The 16,817-nt window shown below is 46.2% G+C and carries 19 protein-coding genes and 1 other RNA gene; 11 read left to right on the top strand and 9 right to left on the bottom strand.

Features of this window, described 5'->3' with window-relative positions; translation table 11 throughout:
* The first annotated feature begins 55 nt into the window (after positions 1-55).
* From AC8GFU_RS05960 to ssrA, 11 genes are all read left to right on the top strand, one after another.
* On the top strand, positions 56-220 hold the full coding sequence (locus tag AC8GFU_RS05960; protein ID WP_445821468.1) for a DUF5679 domain-containing protein: 165 nt from the start codon (positions 56-58) through the stop codon (positions 218-220).
* Positions 221-513: 293 nt separating this feature from the next.
* Positions 514-1,902 (top strand): hypothetical protein, encoded by a 1,389-nt coding sequence (locus AC8GFU_RS05955; RefSeq protein WP_506626229.1) that lies wholly within the window; start codon positions 514-516, stop codon positions 1,900-1,902.
* A gap of 125 nt (positions 1,903-2,027) precedes the next feature.
* A complete protein-coding gene (locus AC8GFU_RS05950) occupies positions 2,028-2,261 on the top strand; it encodes a hypothetical protein (RefSeq protein WP_506627185.1) in 234 nt (77 codons plus the stop codon).
* A 9-nt stretch (positions 2,262-2,270) separates the two neighbouring features.
* Positions 2,271-2,738 carry a TadE/TadG family type IV pilus assembly protein gene (locus AC8GFU_RS05945; RefSeq protein WP_506626228.1) on the top strand — a complete coding sequence of 156 codons (468 nt, stop codon included), beginning with the start codon at positions 2,271-2,273 and terminating at the stop codon, positions 2,736-2,738.
* 86 nt (positions 2,739-2,824) lie between these two features.
* Positions 2,825-3,262, top strand: a complete 438-nt coding sequence (locus tag AC8GFU_RS05940) for a TadE/TadG family type IV pilus assembly protein (protein WP_506626227.1) — start codon at positions 2,825-2,827, stop codon at positions 3,260-3,262.
* The gene (locus AC8GFU_RS05935; RefSeq protein ID WP_506626226.1) at positions 3,253-3,876 is read left to right on the top strand and encodes a Tad domain-containing protein; all 624 of its coding nucleotides are present in this window, start codon (positions 3,253-3,255) and stop codon (positions 3,874-3,876) included. The genes AC8GFU_RS05940 and AC8GFU_RS05935 overlap by 10 nt, the downstream gene beginning before the upstream one ends.
* Before the next feature lie 57 nt (positions 3,877-3,933).
* The gene (prfB, locus tag AC8GFU_RS05930) at positions 3,934-5,028 is read left to right on the top strand and encodes a peptide chain release factor 2 (protein WP_506626225.1); all 1,095 of its coding nucleotides are present in this window, start codon (positions 3,934-3,936) and stop codon (positions 5,026-5,028) included.
* Positions 5,029-5,370: 342 nt separating this feature from the next.
* Positions 5,371-6,060, top strand: coding sequence for a cell division ATP-binding protein FtsE (gene ftsE / locus AC8GFU_RS05925; protein ID WP_506626224.1), 690 nt, complete (start codon positions 5,371-5,373; stop codon positions 6,058-6,060).
* Positions 6,061-6,075: 15 nt separating this feature from the next.
* On the top strand, positions 6,076-6,978 hold the full coding sequence (ftsX, locus tag AC8GFU_RS05920; protein ID WP_506626223.1) for a permease-like cell division protein FtsX: 903 nt from the start codon (positions 6,076-6,078) through the stop codon (positions 6,976-6,978).
* A 259-nt stretch (positions 6,979-7,237) separates the two neighbouring features.
* Complete coding sequence (gene smpB, locus AC8GFU_RS05915; RefSeq protein WP_506626222.1) at positions 7,238-7,741, top strand: SsrA-binding protein SmpB; 504 nt, start codon at positions 7,238-7,240, stop codon at positions 7,739-7,741.
* A 200-nt stretch (positions 7,742-7,941) separates the two neighbouring features.
* Positions 7,942-8,314: a transfer-messenger RNA gene (gene ssrA, locus AC8GFU_RS05910) on the top strand.
* A 176-nt stretch (positions 8,315-8,490) separates the two neighbouring features.
* Here the strand turns inward: ssrA and AC8GFU_RS05905 are convergent.
* The 9 genes from AC8GFU_RS05905 to argF all read right to left on the bottom strand — a co-directional run bounded on the left by AC8GFU_RS05905 (position 8,491) and on the right by argF (position 16,804).
* Positions 8,491-9,006 carry an RDD family protein gene (locus tag AC8GFU_RS05905; RefSeq protein ID WP_506626221.1) on the bottom strand — a complete coding sequence of 172 codons (516 nt, stop codon included), beginning with the start codon at positions 9,004-9,006 and terminating at the stop codon, positions 8,491-8,493.
* Positions 9,007-9,185: 179 nt separating this feature from the next.
* Positions 9,186-9,581 (bottom strand): hypothetical protein, encoded by a 396-nt coding sequence (locus AC8GFU_RS05900; protein WP_506626220.1) that lies wholly within the window; start codon positions 9,579-9,581, stop codon positions 9,186-9,188.
* A 2-nt stretch (positions 9,582-9,583) separates the two neighbouring features.
* A complete protein-coding gene (locus AC8GFU_RS05895; protein WP_506626219.1) occupies positions 9,584-10,141 on the bottom strand; it encodes a GNAT family N-acetyltransferase in 558 nt (185 codons plus the stop codon).
* Between the two features lie 24 nt (positions 10,142-10,165).
* The gene (locus tag AC8GFU_RS05890; protein ID WP_506626218.1) at positions 10,166-11,545 is read right to left on the bottom strand and encodes an HNH endonuclease signature motif containing protein; all 1,380 of its coding nucleotides are present in this window, start codon (positions 11,543-11,545) and stop codon (positions 10,166-10,168) included.
* Positions 11,546-11,761: 216 nt separating this feature from the next.
* Positions 11,762-12,856, bottom strand: coding sequence for a pirin family protein (locus AC8GFU_RS05885; RefSeq protein WP_506626217.1), 1,095 nt, complete (start codon positions 12,854-12,856; stop codon positions 11,762-11,764).
* Positions 12,857-13,058: 202 nt separating this feature from the next.
* Complete coding sequence (locus AC8GFU_RS05880; RefSeq protein WP_506626216.1) at positions 13,059-14,450, bottom strand: NAD(P)(+) transhydrogenase (Re/Si-specific) subunit beta; 1,392 nt, start codon at positions 14,448-14,450, stop codon at positions 13,059-13,061.
* Entirely contained in the window at positions 14,447-14,728 is a 282-nt protein-coding gene (locus tag AC8GFU_RS05875) for an NAD(P) transhydrogenase subunit alpha part 2 (protein ID WP_506626215.1), read from the bottom strand. Before AC8GFU_RS05875 ends, AC8GFU_RS05880 begins: the two co-directional genes overlap by 4 nt.
* Positions 14,728-15,849: a Re/Si-specific NAD(P)(+) transhydrogenase subunit alpha gene (locus tag AC8GFU_RS05870; RefSeq protein WP_506626214.1), complete on the bottom strand. Its 1,122-nt coding sequence runs from the start codon at positions 15,847-15,849 to the stop codon at positions 14,728-14,730. The genes AC8GFU_RS05875 and AC8GFU_RS05870 overlap by 1 nt, the downstream gene beginning before the upstream one ends.
* Before the next feature lie 10 nt (positions 15,850-15,859).
* Entirely contained in the window at positions 15,860-16,804 is a 945-nt protein-coding gene (argF, locus tag AC8GFU_RS05865; protein ID WP_506626213.1) for an ornithine carbamoyltransferase, read from the bottom strand.
* Between the last annotated feature and the right edge of the window lie 13 nt (positions 16,805-16,817).

Raw genomic sequence — 16,817 nt, 5'->3', positions numbered from 1 at the left:
TGCCCCACACGGGGAGCATCCCGAAGGGATCGCAAGCGTCGATAGGAGGAAAAGAATGACTGCAGAGACATACAAAGGTGACGCTTACTGCGTTAAGTGCAAAGAGAAGCGTGAATTCGAAGGAACTGTAAAGGTTTCTGACTCTGGTCGTCGCATGGCACAAGGCATCTGCCCAGTGTGTGGCACCAAGGTCAATCGCATTCTTGGCAAAGCACAGTAATTAAATTTCGTTCGCTTAGGTGAGCTCTCGTTCACCTGCAAACGTCTAGCGTTACGAAAGGCCCTCGCACTATCCGGTGCGGGGGTCTTTTGTTTGCCAAGAAACTCCATCCAGGTTGCTTCATCCTCACGACTAAGAGATTTACAACCTCTTGCTTTAAGGCTGCGCTCTCAATCGAAAGAGAAATAGCGCACCGTGACTGGAGCCTTTCTTAACGGAAAGAATTTCTCTGCACTCCACAGCTTTTAAGGGTTCGTAATCGCAAGGCGCTCGCAATCAGCATTGTTCGCCGCATGACGACCAAACAAACAACTCAACAATCAGATTCAAGCCGCGCTCCTTCGATTAACAATCACACCACTTCACATCAAGGCCAGAGCCTTTCACCAGTTGAAGCAAGCACTCAGAAAATCACTCGTCGATATATCCGAGGTTCTCATCCCGCACGGGTGACTCGCATCTCAATTGAAACTCCTGAAATTCACAATGGAGAACTCTGTAAGCCGCGGCTCAAGCGAGGTGCGCGAATCAGTAATCCAGAAACTGAAGAAAAGAAATCTTTACTTATCACATCTGCCCATCAGGCGATTTCAATCAATCATCCAGGTGCAAGAGCGATAATTGCAAAACTAGATGGACAACATTCAGCTTTAGAGATTAGTTGTGAAATCGAAGCACCAATTGAGATTGTTGAGAAAGTAATCGAGCAGTTAAAGATTGCTCAGTTGCTTGATGTGAAAACTTCAAAAATCAAACTTCACAATCGCTTTCAATCACCGATTGCAGAACGGGCTGCACATACAGAGGATCAAAGTAATGATGCCTCTTACAAACAGCTGCAGGTTCGAATGAGTTCTGAGTTAAATCAAACAACCTGGATTGATGGTGTTGTGGATGGAGGTGTGGAACTTTTATCCGCGCGACAGAGTTTTGGCGTAGAGATACATGGGGAGAATCGTCTAGCGACCTTGATTTACGCTGCTTTGCTAGCTAGTGGAGTTACACATACCAAGTTCTCAATCTCATCTCGCAGAGTCCTGAATTCAATAGGCGATAGAGATTTAGGCACTGGGGTACTTCGAATTACCGACTTTGGACTCAATTTCTCATCACGAATTGAAGAACTCTCTCGTGAGTGGGCGCTATTCCCAACTGCATCAAAAAATGTAAAGGGAAGTATTGCAACGCCAATACCAGAGCGGAATCTGCGCGTGATCGTTGCTGAGCATTCAGATGAACTCATTACTCAGTTAATACGTGATGGACATGATCATTTATTGGTTGGCCAAAGTGCAGGGGGAGCTGCATATGTGGGCCCTATGGTTTTTCCTGGCAAATCTCCTTGCGCTAGGTGTTTAGCGCTTGGAAAACATGAGCGGTACGGAGTTCAAGAGTTAATTCCGATTTCGGCAGAGTCAGCCGACATCCCAGTTGCCCTTACATATCAAATTGCGGGCTCTGCGGTTCAGGCAATATTGCAGTTGATTGATACCGGCGCATCAGATTTCACAGGTGTGCAGTTGTGTTTTGACTACACCTCGCCAATGCATGGGCAACCAATTCGAATTGCGCGCCACCCGTTGTGCCAATGCCAGTGGGGGTCACTCAAGACAAGTGCGAAATCCACAACCCATCACCGATCTGATTCAACAAATGAGCCTCGAGACACAATTCTTTTTTAGTACTAAGCAACCACACATATCAACCACACATATCAACCACACATATCAACCACACATATCAACCACACATATCAACCACACATATCAACCACACATATCAACCACACACATTAGGAGGAGCACCAATGAACAAGTTTTCCGAGAAGGCGGTACTAGCTGAACTCTCATTTCGTAATCGTCTAATAACTATGCACGATTCATTCTTTGCACGATTGAAGGATGAGCGCGGAGATGTTCCAGGATGGGTGCTAGTTGTGCTCATGACAACAGGTTTGGTTACAGCGATTTGGACAATCGCAGCTCCACGTCTTACCGCGATTCTGAAGGACTCCTTGGATTCCATGAACGGCATTCGTTAAGAGTGCCTCATGATTATTGTGAAGAAGTTCCAAAAGTTATTTGACTCTGATTGTGATGTGAAAGCGGATTCGAACGCTCAAACTAATTCAAAGTTACAAACAAAACGGGATGTGCGTACCTGGCAAGGGTTTTTGAAACTTGTCGCGAAGGAAGAGGGAAATGTAGAAAGCGCCCTTGTGCTGATTCCGATGCTCGTTCTTTTTCTGATCGGAGTTCAGATAATCGTTGCTACAAACATTCGCAATGCAGATCTGGCATTAGCCCAAGGAGATGCAGCCGCTCGGGCTATTTCTCACCAATATCAAAGCGGCGATGAGCTATTAGAGGTCGGTGGCCGAATCGAGAAAATTCAGTTACTTGTGACCCATCGATCTCAAACATTGCCTCAATTGGTGCCGGGATTAGTGGAACTTATGGGCGGTGCACCAGCCACAGATGTTGTTGGTATCGCAGTCGTTGAGCCCACAAACAACTAGATGCCAGCCAAGAGGCAAAGTGAATTCGCAACACAGATGTATGAAGAGTTGCTAATGAAGTTACATGAAAATGGAAGCGGGTGGTTGTGAAGAGAAGGTTAATAAAGGTAATCCCTAGGCTTTTCTATGCCTTCAAATCAGAAACTGGAAGCGCAACAGTTGAATTTGTTGCCTTGGCTATTCCGTTGTTCATTCCTATTTTCATCTATTTGAACCACTTTTCCTCTGTCAGCGCCAATGAGGAGATTGCTCGTTCTATGGCCCGAGAGATACTTCGTGTTTATGTAATAAGTGAAAATGATGATGCAGCGAGAGATTTATCAGGCAAAGCGACTCAGTTGCTTGCACGCCAGTGGCACCTAACGGATTCTGAAGTTGCATCACTTCGAACTCGAATAGATTGCTCTCGATTTCCCTGTCTGACCGCCGATGGTCGCATCAAACTGACAATCTCTTTTACCGATGAACAGACTGGACGAGTCGTCAGTGCTAGCGCGCAGGAACATCTTTCACCATGGCTGTAAATACAGAAAATCTCTTGGAAATGGAACCCGCTTCTAAAGAAAGCGAAAAGAGTTTTAGATCATTTTGGTTAACGGCTTTCTTCAAAAAGTTCTCAAGCGATGAAACCGGTTCAATCGCCGTTGTTGTAATTGGACTATTTGTAATCACCGTTGCTTCCCTGATGGTGATGACAGATGTTTCAGCTTTGATCGTTGCAAAGAGATCATTGGTGCAAGCAACTGAAGCCGCCGCGCAAAGAGGTGTTCACACTCTTGATAAAGCTTCGTACTACCAAGGCAAAGCAAATATGTTCACAGTTCCCATGGCTTTAGCAACTGGACGCCCACACCCAAGTATTCCTATTGATTGCAATCGAGGTGGATTAGAAGTTCTACTAGAACTCAACTCATGGAGTCGGGATCAAGGTGATATGAAATGGCAGCAGTTAAAGGGAATTCAGCTAACTAATTATCAATGTAATGGTCAATCACTTGCTATCGGCACAAGATCTGAAGTTAATTTGCCATTCCGTGTTCCATTTACTTCAACAGATTCAGTCTTTCTAACCGCCTCCGCGGGAACTGCTAATGATGTTCAAGAGGGTTTCTACCTCTTTGGAATTCGACTTCATTAATTGCGAGGTATTTACTGGGATTTCGCCTGCACCAGTTGAGCCGAGTATCCTTGCCCTATGGCTGCACGCGAATATCAATTAGAGATAGATGCGGTTGATGCGACCCTCGTTTCAATTGAAAAGGTTTTAGATCTGCCAAAGCTTCGCAAGCAGGCAGAGGAGTTAGAGGTTGAAGCTGGCGTTCCGAATCTTTGGGATGACCCAGAAGCCGCACAAAAGATCACAAGCCGCTTATCTCGTGTTCAATCCGAGATCGCGAAGTTGTCAGGACTTCGCCAACGCGTTGAAGATCTACCAATCCTTTTCGAATTAGCCGCTGGTGAGCCAGGCGGAATAGAAGATGCTGAGAAAGAACTAGATGCAGTCAAGAAGTCTGTTAGTGAATTAGAAGTTCAAACATTGTTGAATGGCGAGTACGACGATCGCGATGCTTTGATCACCATTCGATCTGAAGCAGGTGGAGTTGAGGCCGCTGATTGGGCCGAAATGATTATGCGCATGTACCTGCGTTACTGCGAACGCCATAACTTCAAGGTGGATGTTCTTGAAACCTCATACGCTGAAGAAGCGGGAATTAAATCAACAACATTTAAAGTTTCAGCACCATATGCATACGGAACTTTGTCTGTAGAACAAGGAACTCACCGACTTGTTCGTATTTCACCTTTTGATTCACAGAGTCGCCGCCACACATCATTTGCAGGTGTTGAAGTTGTTCCTGTAGTTGAACAAAGCGATCACATTGAGATTGATGAAAAAGATATTCGTGTGGATGTGTACCGTTCATCAGGTCCTGGTGGGCAAGGCGTTAACACCACAGACTCTGCGGTTCGTTTAACTCATATTGCAACGGGAATTGTGGTCTCTTGTCAGAATGAGCGCTCTCAGATTCAAAACAAAGCAACAGCAATGGCCGTGTTGCAATCAAAGCTTCTAGAACGTCGCCGCCAAGAAGAGCAGGCAAAGATCAATGCGCTAAAGGGTGATAACTCAGGTTCATGGGGAAATCAGATGCGTTCATATGTATTAGCGCCGTATCAAATGGTGAAGGATCTGCGCACAGATTACGAAACTGGAAATACATCAGCGGTATTAAATGGCGAAATCGATGAGTTCATCGAAGCCGGAATTCGTTGGCGCCGCAGTTCATAATTACTGAGAACTCGCTGATCTAATTTCCTCGCTAAGCAATTCCTCTAAACCACCCAAGATTTCCAGCGGAATTAAGCAATTTTTGAAGGTAAGAATTCTAAGAAATCGTATCTTTGTCTTAATTGTTCGATTCCGAATATCTATGTGGCAATGGCCAGACCCAGGATTTCGAGGAATTGCTTACCTAGAAAATTGATTAAGCCCAGAATTCGAGAAATCTCACAGATTCTTCAGGCTCAAACTCGCGTTAGATCCGAGCATTTCCGCCTGGCTTCCTTAAACTAAGCGCAGGTCGAAGGTGGTTCCCCGATATTCCACCCCGCAGATGCAATGGGAGATTTAATGATTCGCTTTGAAAATGTCACCAAGATTTATCCAGGCCAGGAGCGCCCAGCTCTTGACTCTGTAAATCTTGAAATTGTGAAGGGCGAGTTCGTATTCCTCGTTGGTCTTTCAGGTTCAGGTAAGTCAACATTCCTGCGATTGGTTCTTCGCGAAGAGCGTCCATCCTCTGGCGCGATCCATGTGGCTGGAAAAGATTTAGGAACATTGGCAAAGCACAAGGTTCCAGAGCTTCGTCGCTCAGTCGGAACTGTTTTCCAAGATTTCCGTTTGCTTCCCAACAAGACAATTACTGAAAACGTTGCATTTACTTTGCACGTACTTGGATACTCACAAAAGGAAATCAACCGTGAGGTTCCTGAAGTTCTAGAACTAGTTGGCTTGGAAGATAAGGGCGATCGTTTGCCATCAGAGATTTCAGGTGGTGAGCAACAGCGTGTAGCGATTGCTCGCGCATATGTAAGCCGCCCACCAATTCTTATTGCAGATGAGCCAACAGGAAACCTTGACCCAGCAACATCTGTGGGAATTATGAAGTTGCTAGATCGCATTAACCGCGAGGGCACAACAGTTTTGATGGCAACACATGATGCTGGCATCGTGGATCAGATGCGCAAGCGCGTTATCGAACTCGATGGTGGACATGTAATCCGCGACCAGGTTCGTGGCGTTTATGGGTACACGGGTTAAGGACGGAGAGAGAACATGCGCGCACGGTTTCTTCTAAGCGAGGTTCGAATTGGCCTCCGTCGTAACTTAACTATGACCTTTGCTGTTGTTGTGACAACAGCGATCTCATTGTCACTTCTTGGTATCGGACTTCTTTCAAACGCTCAGGTAGGCGCAATGAAGGATTATTGGTACGACAAGATTGAAGTATCTGTTTTCCTTTGCGGAAACCTTTCAGATTCACCTTCATGTGCAGCTGGTGTTGTAACAGCTGATCAGCGTCTTTCAATTCAACAGGATCTTCAAGCGATGACTGTTGTTGATAGCGTTTTCTATGAATCACAATCACAGGCATACACACGCTTCCAGGAGCGCTTCAAGGATTCAGCGATCGCACAAAATGTGACTGCAGATCAATTGCCAGAGTCATTCCGTGTAAAGCTCAAGGATCCAACACAATTTTCAGTAATTGTTAGCGCCTTTAGTGGTCGACCTGGTGTTGATGTCGTTCAGGATCAACGCACAATTTTGGAGAAGTTCTTTAGATTGTTAGCGGTGCTTCGAAATGGTGCACTTGCAGTTGGTCTTGCATCTGTATTAACTGCGGCGTTATTGATCTCTAATACATTGCGTATTGCAGCATTTAACCGTCGCCGTGAAACCGGTGTTATGAAACTTGTTGGCGCATCCTCTTGGTCAATCCAACTTCCATTCTTGCTTGAAGGTGTTATCTCTGCAGTTATCGGTTGGGCGCTTGCAACTGGATTGCTTGCAGGATTAAAGAGCGTTGTTGATTCAAAGGTTGCTCCACTGCTTTCCTTTACCAAGTTCTTTGGTTGGGGCGAGGTCTGGGTTTCATCTGCATACCTACTTGCTACAGGCTTGGTTGTTTCAATCCTGGCTTCGGTAATTACGCTTCGCCGTTACCTCAAGGTCTAATTCCCACATTTTTAACAAGAAGAGCTCCTGAGAAATTGGGGGCTCTTTTTGTTGCCAATTCCTTTTAGATTTATTGGGCGAGTTTCCTGCTTACAGTAATTTTGAGTGATTCCCAATCCAAGGAGTATGAGCGCTCAAGCGATTTCAACTTAAGCGTGTGGGGAACAAGGATTTGGCGTGCCCGTACCGAACAGAGTGAGAGAATTGGCTCCTGCGATTCAATAGTTGAGTTGCTATGAACATGAGGCGGTGATGCGGCATGGTTAAAGAGGTAGGCCGCAAGGTCATTGCCCAAAATAAGAAGGCACGTCACGATTATTCAATCGCTGATGTAATCGAGTGCGGATTGGTGCTTACTGGTACTGAAGTTAAATCACTTCGTGCTGGCCGCGCATCGCTGATCGATGGTTTCGCCATGGTGAATAACGGCGAACTGTGGTTGATGGGTGTTCATATTCCTGAGTACACCGAAGGAACATGGACAAACCACACACCACGTCGTGATCGCAAACTTCTTGTTCACAAGCAAGAGCTCAACAAATTGATTGGCAAGTTAAAGGATTCCGGAACAACCCTTGTGCCACTTCAGTTGTACTTCAAAGATGGAAGAGCCAAGGTTGAGATTGCTATTGCTAAAGGTAAAAAGGCTCATGACAAGCGTGAAGCGATTAAGGAACGCGAGGCCGATCGTGAAGTCTCACGTGTAGTTTCGCGTGCAATGAGCGGCAAGGCCTCTCGCGCTGCCTCAAAATACGAGGATTAACACCTTCCCGCTTTTCTGATTTACACTTTATTCACCGCCGCTTCGATACCTCAATTTTTGAGGCAACGTTGCGACGGCGCAGAAAGTTGGGAATTAAAGTGCCCAGCTCAATGTTCTATAGATGTATTGACAATTAAATAGGGGATAAGAAATACGTTTCTTTTTCTCCAAGTTGTAAGTGTGAAATCACTTTAAATCTTGGGGGTGAACGGTCTCGACTTTGGATGTTGAGGCAGGGGAAGCGGGCCGAGGAAGCCGGAATGATCTCGTTAACCAATAATCCGTGCAAAAAAATAAATGCAGACGTTAAATCGTCTGATTTCGAACTAGCTGCATAAGCAAGTTCAAATCCGTTAGCCCAGGTGCCGCTCTCGACCTGGAATCTAGCGTCGACTAGGGGGCTTTTCACTTCATTGGTGTTGCAGACGATGAAGGAGAACATTTTTGCAACTGAGCTTGTCGGGGAAATGTGTGTAAAAACCCCGGGGCTGAGAAAACGTTAATCACACTACGCCCGTAGAAGCCCTGTTTTAATACCGAAGGACCCGGGTTCGATTCCCGGCACCTCCACAACGAAAGAGGAGTATGAAAGTGCTTGCACTTTCATATATCCGAGTGAGGCGTGATGGTTGAGCGCTTTTGCGCGAAACCTCCACAACGAACGAAAAACCGACCGAAGCCATGTCTACAAAGCTTCGATCGGTTTTATTTTCCATGAGCACCGCCCTCGATCGGCGCCTCAAGAATGGTTATTTATTGAGCCAGTTGTCGACCTCATCGACATTTAACTTTCGCAAAATTGTTTTATCGCTGCGTTGAATTACTTGAGACCCAACGGCCAAATCATGCAGCGTGCGCTGAGTGCTGGTGAGAATAAAGGCACCGTCAATAATGTAATTGGCCATAAAGAGGAAGCTGCCAAGCACCCAATGCAGTACGCCCTTAATGAGCACTTCGCGAATTACCATCTTTTTCCACCCGAATGGAATGCCTGTTTCTGAATCAACAACTACTTGTCCCATCAAATGATGACCAGGAGTCGTTCCTTTTTCCGCCAGAGTGATAAACCAAATAATCCATACCACTCCGAAACCAAGCCCGAAAATTAGTGCATCGATTATTAATGCAATCAAACGTGATTGCGGTGTTGCCAATTCTCCATGTGCAGTTGATTTATTGGGATTTAGGAGGAATTGTGAAGTTCCTGATTGGGGTTTTGAATCGCTGTGAAAATTGTCGTAGTCATGATTAATTTTTCTGTTCATGAGGGCAAAATATTCCTACCCTTTGGAGTTTAAGAACCAGCCACATTAATGTGGATAGAGGAGGCTAGAAAGTGTCTGAGAGTCAACGTTAGATTGCGAATTGGTGAGAGTTCGGTAAAGGCGTAAAGGCGTAAAGGCGTAAAGGCGTAAAGGCGTAAAGGCGTAAAGGCGTAAAGGCGTTAGTGCTGGCCTTCGGGGCCATGTCCATCATTTCCTGATGATCTTCCATTGCGCCCTTTGTATCCAACGCGCTTTAGTAGATCTCCAACTATAAAACTCTCTGGGAAGTATTCGCGACGTAAAGCAATGTAGGAAGTAACTACAGCTGTTAAGCCGACTAGTCGTGGGAAAAGTGGCAGCCCTGAAAGAATTAGAAATTGTGCTCCAACTAGAGTTCCTAGAGTTACAAGGATTATGTGTAGAAACTTTCGAGAAAAACGAAGCAGGGCAAATAGGAATCCAGATTTTCCGCTTAGTGTGCGAGTTAATACATCCGAGGACAATCCAATTGCGATTGGTCCTGCGAACATAGCAATAAGGAAAAGCACTGCAACGACTATTGCCAGAGATTCCACTCTTAGTTTTCCGAATCAGTTCTAATGGCTGCGAACATGATCATGTTCTCACGGGTGCCATCATCCTGCACACACTTATCTCGCAACACACCTTCTTGTTGGTAACCAGCATTGGCTAGAACTTTCAGAGATGCCTTGTTCGATTCCACAACCAGAGCCTCAATTCGGTGGAATCCAATAGTTTCAAATCCAAATTGAGTCATTAATTTGGTTGCAGCAGTAGCGACTCCCTTGCCGCGAACATCAGCCGTTACCCAATAACCAATTTCGGCCTTCGCATCCTCAAGATCGAGTGTATGAAAAGAAAGTGCACCAGCAAATTTTCCATCGTATTCAAGGGCTAACTGAAGCTCTGTGCGCATAGTGAATCCATTAGGGGAGCGCTCACGAACATAATGTTCAGCATTAGCCATTTGGTAATTAGCTGGAATGCGAGTGAATTTAGGAATTATTGGATCTTGAACACCTTCATACAAAGGAAGAATATCTTTCTCTTCAGGCCTGCGAAGTGTAATCAACCCGTATTGCACAGTCGGAACTTCAGTAGGCCACCAGATCATTGGTGAAGTATGACAGTTCACCTTCTAGATGGCATCAAGAATCGGGCGCGCTGGCACAAAGTAATGCTTTCCAAGGGGGGATTCCCATGAGCATGAACCATCAGCATTACTTTCAAGTTTCCAACCACCATGAGTTTTCATTCGATGATGTCGGCGACAGAGCAATCCAAGATTTGCAGGGTTTGTTTCCCCTCCACTTTCCCAACTTTGCGCATGATCAATATCTGCGAGCTGGCCCGATCTTCCACATCCAGGAAAACGACAGGTTCGATCTCGAGCTAATAAGAAATCCACAAGCTCTTGCGGTGGAATATATTTTTCTCGACCAAAATCCAAAAGATTTCCAGTAGTCGGATCACTTATAAATCTTTGCCATGTTCCATCGGCAGCTAATTTTCGTGCAACTGAAGCGGGAATCGCCCCGTAGCCAGCAAGTTGCCCTGGATTTTCCGTTAATCCCAACAATGTTGGAAGATCAATGGCGACGCTGATTGAAATTGGGCGGCGATGAGGTCGCACATCATCAGCCAGCGCACCCAATGCTTGAGATGCAATAGCTGTAAGCGCATCGGCCCGCTTCATATCAGCTGATAACACAGACCACTCTGCTGCATCTTCACGAGAATGGAATACGCAACCTTTTGAAGAGTTTAACTTCACATTGCAGGTGCAGGACTCTTCCTCTTGATTTCGCTTAACAATAAAAGCCTCTATTGATTTCATAATTGTTTGTGCATCTTCGGCCGGCAAAATAGCAACAACAGTGGCCATTCCGTCAGCCTCTGGATAGCAAGAAACTCTGCGTGAATCACGAGCCCGCTCAACAATTTCCTCAAAATCTTCTGGAGAAAACTTTGCAATAGTTGTTTTCACCTTGTTTGCAACCTGCCCAGGAGTATGGAACTCCGCATGCGCCAATGCTGCTTGCTCTACACGGAATACGCCCTCTTCACTTAATCCATTTCGAATAGCCGTGGCTGTTTCCTTTGCAATAACCGTTGCGTGTGCAGCGGAAATTTCACCTGAAGCAAGTGCAGAAATAGTATTTGGCAGATGGCCAACTAATACACGTGCCACATCAATTCGATTTTGCGCAGTCGTTGGAGACAATCGAAGCGCTGCTGCAACATCCTCTCGCTCCTCATCATCTACGCAGTTGAAAATCCCGCCATCCTCATTTGGTTCCTCGCCAGCGATTGCAACCAAAGCCTCTTGCTTCAATGAGTAGAACCAAGACTCCTGACGATCAAGCGCCGCCAAGTAATCAACCTTCGCGGAAGCGCTCAGCATTCGCGGATTGATGTCAATCAATTCACCCAGAACTTTGTAACCAGGGATAGCCTTCAATAAATCGGCAACCTCAACGTCCAGGATCTCAGTTGGAATCCGAAGTGCGGTTGTCATGCACCGAACTATTGATGTGGCCACCGACAATTTAAAAAGATATTCACATGAAGCTAAATCTTGTAAAGAAGTTCCTCGAAATCCAGGGCCTTTTATTATCGGTTTACGCTCACAATCGTGGACGCTTAAGACAAAGATACGATTTCGAAGAACTCTTTACTGCGATTTAGCGTTCAACTGGAGCTGATGCTTAGTAGCTAGAAATCTAGCTGTGGATTAGCCCTCTTGAATGTCAGTCGGCGCACCATGCACATCGAGAATTTCTTGTGCAGTCGAAGTTTCGGAAGCCGGCTTTGTATCCCCGCCCAACTTCGCACCCTCACCGCTACGGTTCAAAGGCGCCTTTGGCTTTGCATCATCCTTATAGATCGCTGGAATTGAACCCAATAAACCCTTTTGGAAATCCTCAAAGGCCTGCAGAACTTCGCGCTTTGTATTCATTACAAAAGGCCCCATCCATGCAACAGGCTCTTTAATTGGTGCTCCACCAAGAATAAATAGTTCAAGCTCTGGAGAACGCGCCTCCTGCTGATTCGCAGCGCGCACAACAATTGTGTCGCCCTCACCAAAAACAGTTAGCTGACCTGTTTGCACAGGACGTGCTTCATCGCCAACAAATCCATGTCCTGCCATTGTGTACACAAGTGCGTTGTAATCCTTGCGCCACGGCAAACGAAGCTCCGCGCCTGCGGCAACAGTTGCATGCAACAAAGTAATTGGAGTCTGCGTTGAACCTGGACCAAAGTGCCCATCAACTTCACCAGCGATAACACGCAACAGCGCGCCACCATCTGCTGATGACAACAATGCAACATCCTTTGCGCGAACATCTTGATACGCAGGAGGAGACCACTTCTTCGCAGCAGGCAAATTAACCCACAGTTGGAATCCGTGGAACAAACCACCTGACATAACCAAACTCTCTGGAGGGGTTTCAATATGCAGAATTCCTGCGCCTGCTGTCATCCATTGTGTATCGCCATTTGAAATCGTTCCGCCACCACCATTGTTATCTTGGTGATCAAAGATTCCATCAATAATGTATGTAACAGTTTCAAATCCACGGTGTGGGTGCCAAGGAGTTCCCTTTGGTTCACCTGGCGCGTATTCAACTTCACCCATTTGATCCAAGTGAATAAATGGATCCAACTCTGCAAGATCTACACCTGCAAATGCACGACGAACTGGAAAGCCTTCGCCCTCAAAACCTTGAGGCGCTGTCGTAATGCTCTTCACCTTGCGTGCACGCGCGCCAGTTACTTCGCTTACGCGTGGCAATACGGTGATGTCGCTGACGGTTACTGCAGGCATTTCGATCTCCTTAGTTCAGAATCCAAGGTTAATTGAACTTTCAACTACCAGCAACCGGAGCGCTTTCCTTGCAAAGAAGATCCTTGAAATCCAGGGCCTAAATACATTCAGTAAGCCTGAAAAACCGTGGTCGCTTAAGACAAAGATACGATTTCAAAGATCTCTTTACTGCGAAAAGCTCTCTCTGTTAGACCCTAGGTGCTTACAGGGCTTTGAGAGCAGAAACAACCTTGGTTAATGACGCCTTCGCATCACCGAACAAAAGCATTGTCTTTGGATCGTACAGAAGCTCGTTCTCGATGCCAGCAAAACCTGGGCGCATTGAACGCTTCAGGAAGATGATGTTCGCTGCATGGTTCACCTCAAGAATTGGCATTCCGTAAATTGGGCAACCAGGAGTTGTCTGTGCAGCAGGGTTAACAACATCGTTTGCACCGATAACGATCGCAACATCTGTCTGACCGAATGTTGGATTCACTTCATCCATTTCAGCCAATTGATCGTATGGAACATTTGCTTCAGCAAGCAGAACGTTCATATGTCCTGGCATACGACCTGCAACAGGGTGAATACCGTATGCAACATCGATGCCCTTTGAAATCATCAAATCTGCTAATTCGCGAACTGTGTGCTGTGCTTGTGCAACAGCAAGACCAAATCCTGGAACGATGACAACGCGACGTGCGTAGTTGAGCAAGATTGCAACATCGTCAGGTGAACCAGAACGAACAGGTCGCTCTTCTCCTGCAGCTGCAACATCTTGCGGCTTGGCAGTAAAGGCTCCGAACAAAGTTCCAAACAATGAACGTCCCATTGCCTCTGCCATCAAACGGGTCAAGATAGTTCCCGATGCACCAACAAGTGTTCCGGCAATGATCAACAATGTTGAATCAAGAACATATCCGCTGGCCGCCACCGTTAAACCGGTAAATGCGTTCAACAAAGAGATAACAATTGGTACATCTGCGCCACCAACTGGAAGTACAAACAGCACACCGAATAACAGTGATAAACCAGCAAGAATCAACAGTGGGGAAGTGCCAAGTGCATTAACAACCCAACCTCCAACGCCAATAACTGAAACTAGCGTTGCAGCGATAATAAAGCGGCCCGCTGGGAAAATTACAGGTCGTGTAGTCATCAACTCTTGAAGCTTCAAGAAGGTAATGATCGATCCGCTGAATGAAACGCAGCCAACAATCACAGTGAATACAGTGAAGATAACTTCAGCTGTTGTTGCCTCTGCGCCAAGGTGCAGGTACTCAACGATCGCTACCAAGGCAGCTGCGCCACCACCCACACCATTAAATAGTGCAACCAGTTGTGGCATCTGAGTCATCTGAACCTTGCGTGCTGCAGGTACACCAATAATCAAACCAATACCCATCGCACCAAGAATTAATCCCAGGTGGTTAAGTGGCAATGATGAACCTGGGTTTGCATAGAAAAACACAACCAAAGTTGCAAGGGTCGCACCAAATGCACCGATCAAGTTTCCTCGACGCGCAGTCTTTGGATGAGACAAACCCTTTAGCGCAAGAATGAAGGCAACGCCCGCTGCCAAACCAATGAGGTCATACAGGGTGCGGCTCATTTTTTATTTCCTTTGAACATCTCAAGCATTCGGTCGGTAACAACAAAACCGCCCACCATGTTGATCGTTGCCAAAATAATTGCCGCAATTGAAAGTCCAAGTTCAAGATTTGTTTCACTGTGATCGGCCACGATAATCGCGCCAACCAAGATAACTCCGTGAATCGCATTCGCACCTGACATCAACGGTGTGTGCAGAGTTGATGACACCTTAGAAACAACTTCAAAGCCAACGAATACAGCCAACACAAAGATCGAAAGAATCGCCATCGCACTCATTACTTTGCTCCTCTTCGTGATCCGCCATGTGTAACAGCAGCGCCGTTGATAATTTCATCCTCAAAATCAAGGTTAAAGGCCACCTTTTGATCATCCTTTGCGGGCACTGTAAACAGTGACAAAAGGTTCACAACGTTGCGTGAATATAGGAATGAAGCGTGGAATGGCAGCTGGCTAGGCACATCTTTGCCGCCCCAAATGCGAACTCCGCCAGATGTTTCAACAATCTCGCCTGGCTTTGAGCCTTCAACATTGCCACCAGTTTCTGCAGCAAGGTCAACGATGATTGTTCCTGGCGCCATTGAATCCACCATCGCTTGTGTCATCAAACGTGGAGCTTGGCGACCCGGAACCGCAGCGGTTGTAATAACAACATGAGATTTTGCAATATAAGGAGTCAGAAGTTCACGTTGCTTAGCTGCGCGCTCTTCAGTCATCTCACGTGCGTAACCACCAGCACCTTCAAGTGCTTCAAGTTCTAATTCAATAAATGCAGCACCCATTGAACGAACTTCATCAGCAGATGCAGGTCGAACATCGTATGCAGAAACAACCGCACCTAAACGTCTAGCTGTTGCAATTGCTTGCAAACCAGCAACACCAGCACCAAGTACTAGTACCTGTGCCGGAGTAACTGTTCCTGCTGCTGTCATAAGCATTGGGAAGAAGCGAGGTGAAAGTTCTGCACCAACAATTGCTGCGCGGTAACCAGCACACAAAGCTTGTGAGGTTAATGCATCCATTGATTGCGCACGAGAAATACGAGGAACTAGTTCAAGTGAAAAAGCTGTAACACCGGCGGATGCAGCGGCATCAATTGAATCCACTGCAGTTACTGGTGATAAGAATGAGATTGTGATCGCACCTTTTTTCAAGGTAGCCATCTGTTGTGGCGTAAGCGGTTGAACTGAAAGAACCACATCGGCATCTGCAAGAACATCGCCTTGCTTCACAGTGGCACCGGCTGCTGCAAAATCAGCATCAGTTGCTTGTGAATGGGTACCCGCACCAGCTTCGATAACTACATCAAGGCCTAAGCGAGTTAATTTATTGATGACATCTGGAACAAGCGCAACGCGCTTTTCTCCATCTTTGATTTCCTTCGGGACGGCTACGCGCATGCCCTAAATGTTAGTGCGTGAAGCCCTTCAAGTCACCACGTACTAGGTGGTAAAGAATCGATTGAATGGTTGTTCTGCGGTGATATGCCTCTCTCCAAATGACAGATCGAGGACCATCGATGACGGATGCTTCAACCTCTTCACCGCGGTGAGCAGGCAAACAGTGCATGAACAACGAATCCTTTGTTGTTAACTTCATTAAATTTTCTGTAACTGCAAATGGAGAGAGTGCCAGCACTTTTTCTGCGCGATCTGATTCTGAATCACCCATCGACATCCATACATCTGTATACAAAACAGATGCATCCTTGGAAGCTGCTTCTGGATCATTAGAAATTTCAACTGTTCCACCACTGTGCGATGCAATATTTTTTGCAACAGCAACAACAACAGGATCTGGTGCCCACTTTCCTGATGGAGTTGCAGCAACAACATGTGCTCCCATGATTGCGCCCATGATTAACCAGGCATGAGACATGTTGTTTCCGTCGCCAAGATAAACAAATTTGCGACCAGAAATATCTGTTCCAAAATTTTCACGAATTGTTAACCAGTCTGCAAGTAACTGAGTTGGATGATCAACATCTGTTAAAGCATTGATAACCGGAATTGATGCATTTGCACCTAGTTCATCAACATCTGCTTGAGCAAAGGTACGAATAATTAATGCGCTGCAATATCCGCTGATGATGCGAGCGGTATCAGCGATAGTTTCGCCGCGACCAAGTTGCAACTCATCGCCACGGATAAAGATTGGTGTGCCGCCAAGATGGGCAACAGCGGTTTCAGAGGCAAGACGTGTACGAGTTGAAGGCTTTGTCATGTAAATCGCGACTGTTTTATTAGCTAGCGCGGTCTGTGAACGAAGCGGATTCTCAGCAAATTCAGCGGCGGTCGATAGAAGTAATTCGACATCAGCGCGCGATAGGTGCTCGGTTCTTAGTAAGTCCTTCATTTGCGAATTCTAC

It is taken from the genome of Planktophila warneckei (SeqCode) (assembly GCF_965234675.1).
Lineage (GTDB): Bacteria > Actinomycetota > Actinomycetes > Nanopelagicales > Nanopelagicaceae > Planktophila > Planktophila warneckei.
Note: the sequence above shows the minus strand (reverse complement) of the source record. Positions and strands in the feature narration are given on the sequence as shown.

Excerpts from the sequence above, each read along its gene's own strand:
- AC8GFU_RS05960 (WP_445821468.1), top strand. The coding sequence starts at position 56 with ATGACTGCAGAGACATACAAAGGTGACGCTTACTGCGTTAAGTGCAAA.
- AC8GFU_RS05955 (WP_506626229.1), top strand. The coding sequence starts at position 514 with ATGACGACCAAACAAACAACTCAACAATCAGATTCAAGCCGCGCTCCT.
- AC8GFU_RS05950 (WP_506627185.1), top strand. The coding sequence starts at position 2,028 with ATGAACAAGTTTTCCGAGAAGGCGGTACTAGCTGAACTCTCATTTCGT.
- AC8GFU_RS05945 (WP_506626228.1), top strand. The coding sequence starts at position 2,271 with ATGATTATTGTGAAGAAGTTCCAAAAGTTATTTGACTCTGATTGTGAT.
- AC8GFU_RS05935 (WP_506626226.1), top strand. The coding sequence starts at position 3,253 with ATGGCTGTAAATACAGAAAATCTCTTGGAAATGGAACCCGCTTCTAAA.
- prfB (WP_506626225.1), top strand. The coding sequence starts at position 3,934 with ATGGCTGCACGCGAATATCAATTAGAGATAGATGCGGTTGATGCGACC.
- ftsE (WP_506626224.1), top strand. The coding sequence starts at position 5,371 with ATGATTCGCTTTGAAAATGTCACCAAGATTTATCCAGGCCAGGAGCGC.
- ftsX (WP_506626223.1), top strand. The coding sequence starts at position 6,076 with ATGCGCGCACGGTTTCTTCTAAGCGAGGTTCGAATTGGCCTCCGTCGT.
- smpB (WP_506626222.1), top strand. The coding sequence starts at position 7,238 with ATGGTTAAAGAGGTAGGCCGCAAGGTCATTGCCCAAAATAAGAAGGCA.
- AC8GFU_RS05905 (WP_506626221.1), bottom strand. The coding sequence starts at position 9,006 with ATGAACAGAAAAATTAATCATGACTACGACAATTTTCACAGCGATTCA.
- AC8GFU_RS05895 (WP_506626219.1), bottom strand. The coding sequence starts at position 10,141 with ATGATCTGGTGGCCTACTGAAGTTCCGACTGTGCAATACGGGTTGATT.
- AC8GFU_RS05890 (WP_506626218.1), bottom strand. The coding sequence starts at position 11,545 with ATGACAACCGCACTTCGGATTCCAACTGAGATCCTGGACGTTGAGGTT.
- AC8GFU_RS05885 (WP_506626217.1), bottom strand. The coding sequence starts at position 12,856 with ATGCCTGCAGTAACCGTCAGCGACATCACCGTATTGCCACGCGTAAGC.
- AC8GFU_RS05880 (WP_506626216.1), bottom strand. The coding sequence starts at position 14,450 with ATGAGCCGCACCCTGTATGACCTCATTGGTTTGGCAGCGGGCGTTGCC.
- AC8GFU_RS05875 (WP_506626215.1), bottom strand. The coding sequence starts at position 14,728 with ATGAGTGCGATGGCGATTCTTTCGATCTTTGTGTTGGCTGTATTCGTT.
- AC8GFU_RS05870 (WP_506626214.1), bottom strand. The coding sequence starts at position 15,849 with ATGCGCGTAGCCGTCCCGAAGGAAATCAAAGATGGAGAAAAGCGCGTT.
- argF (WP_506626213.1), bottom strand. The coding sequence starts at position 16,804 with ATGAAGGACTTACTAAGAACCGAGCACCTATCGCGCGCTGATGTCGAA.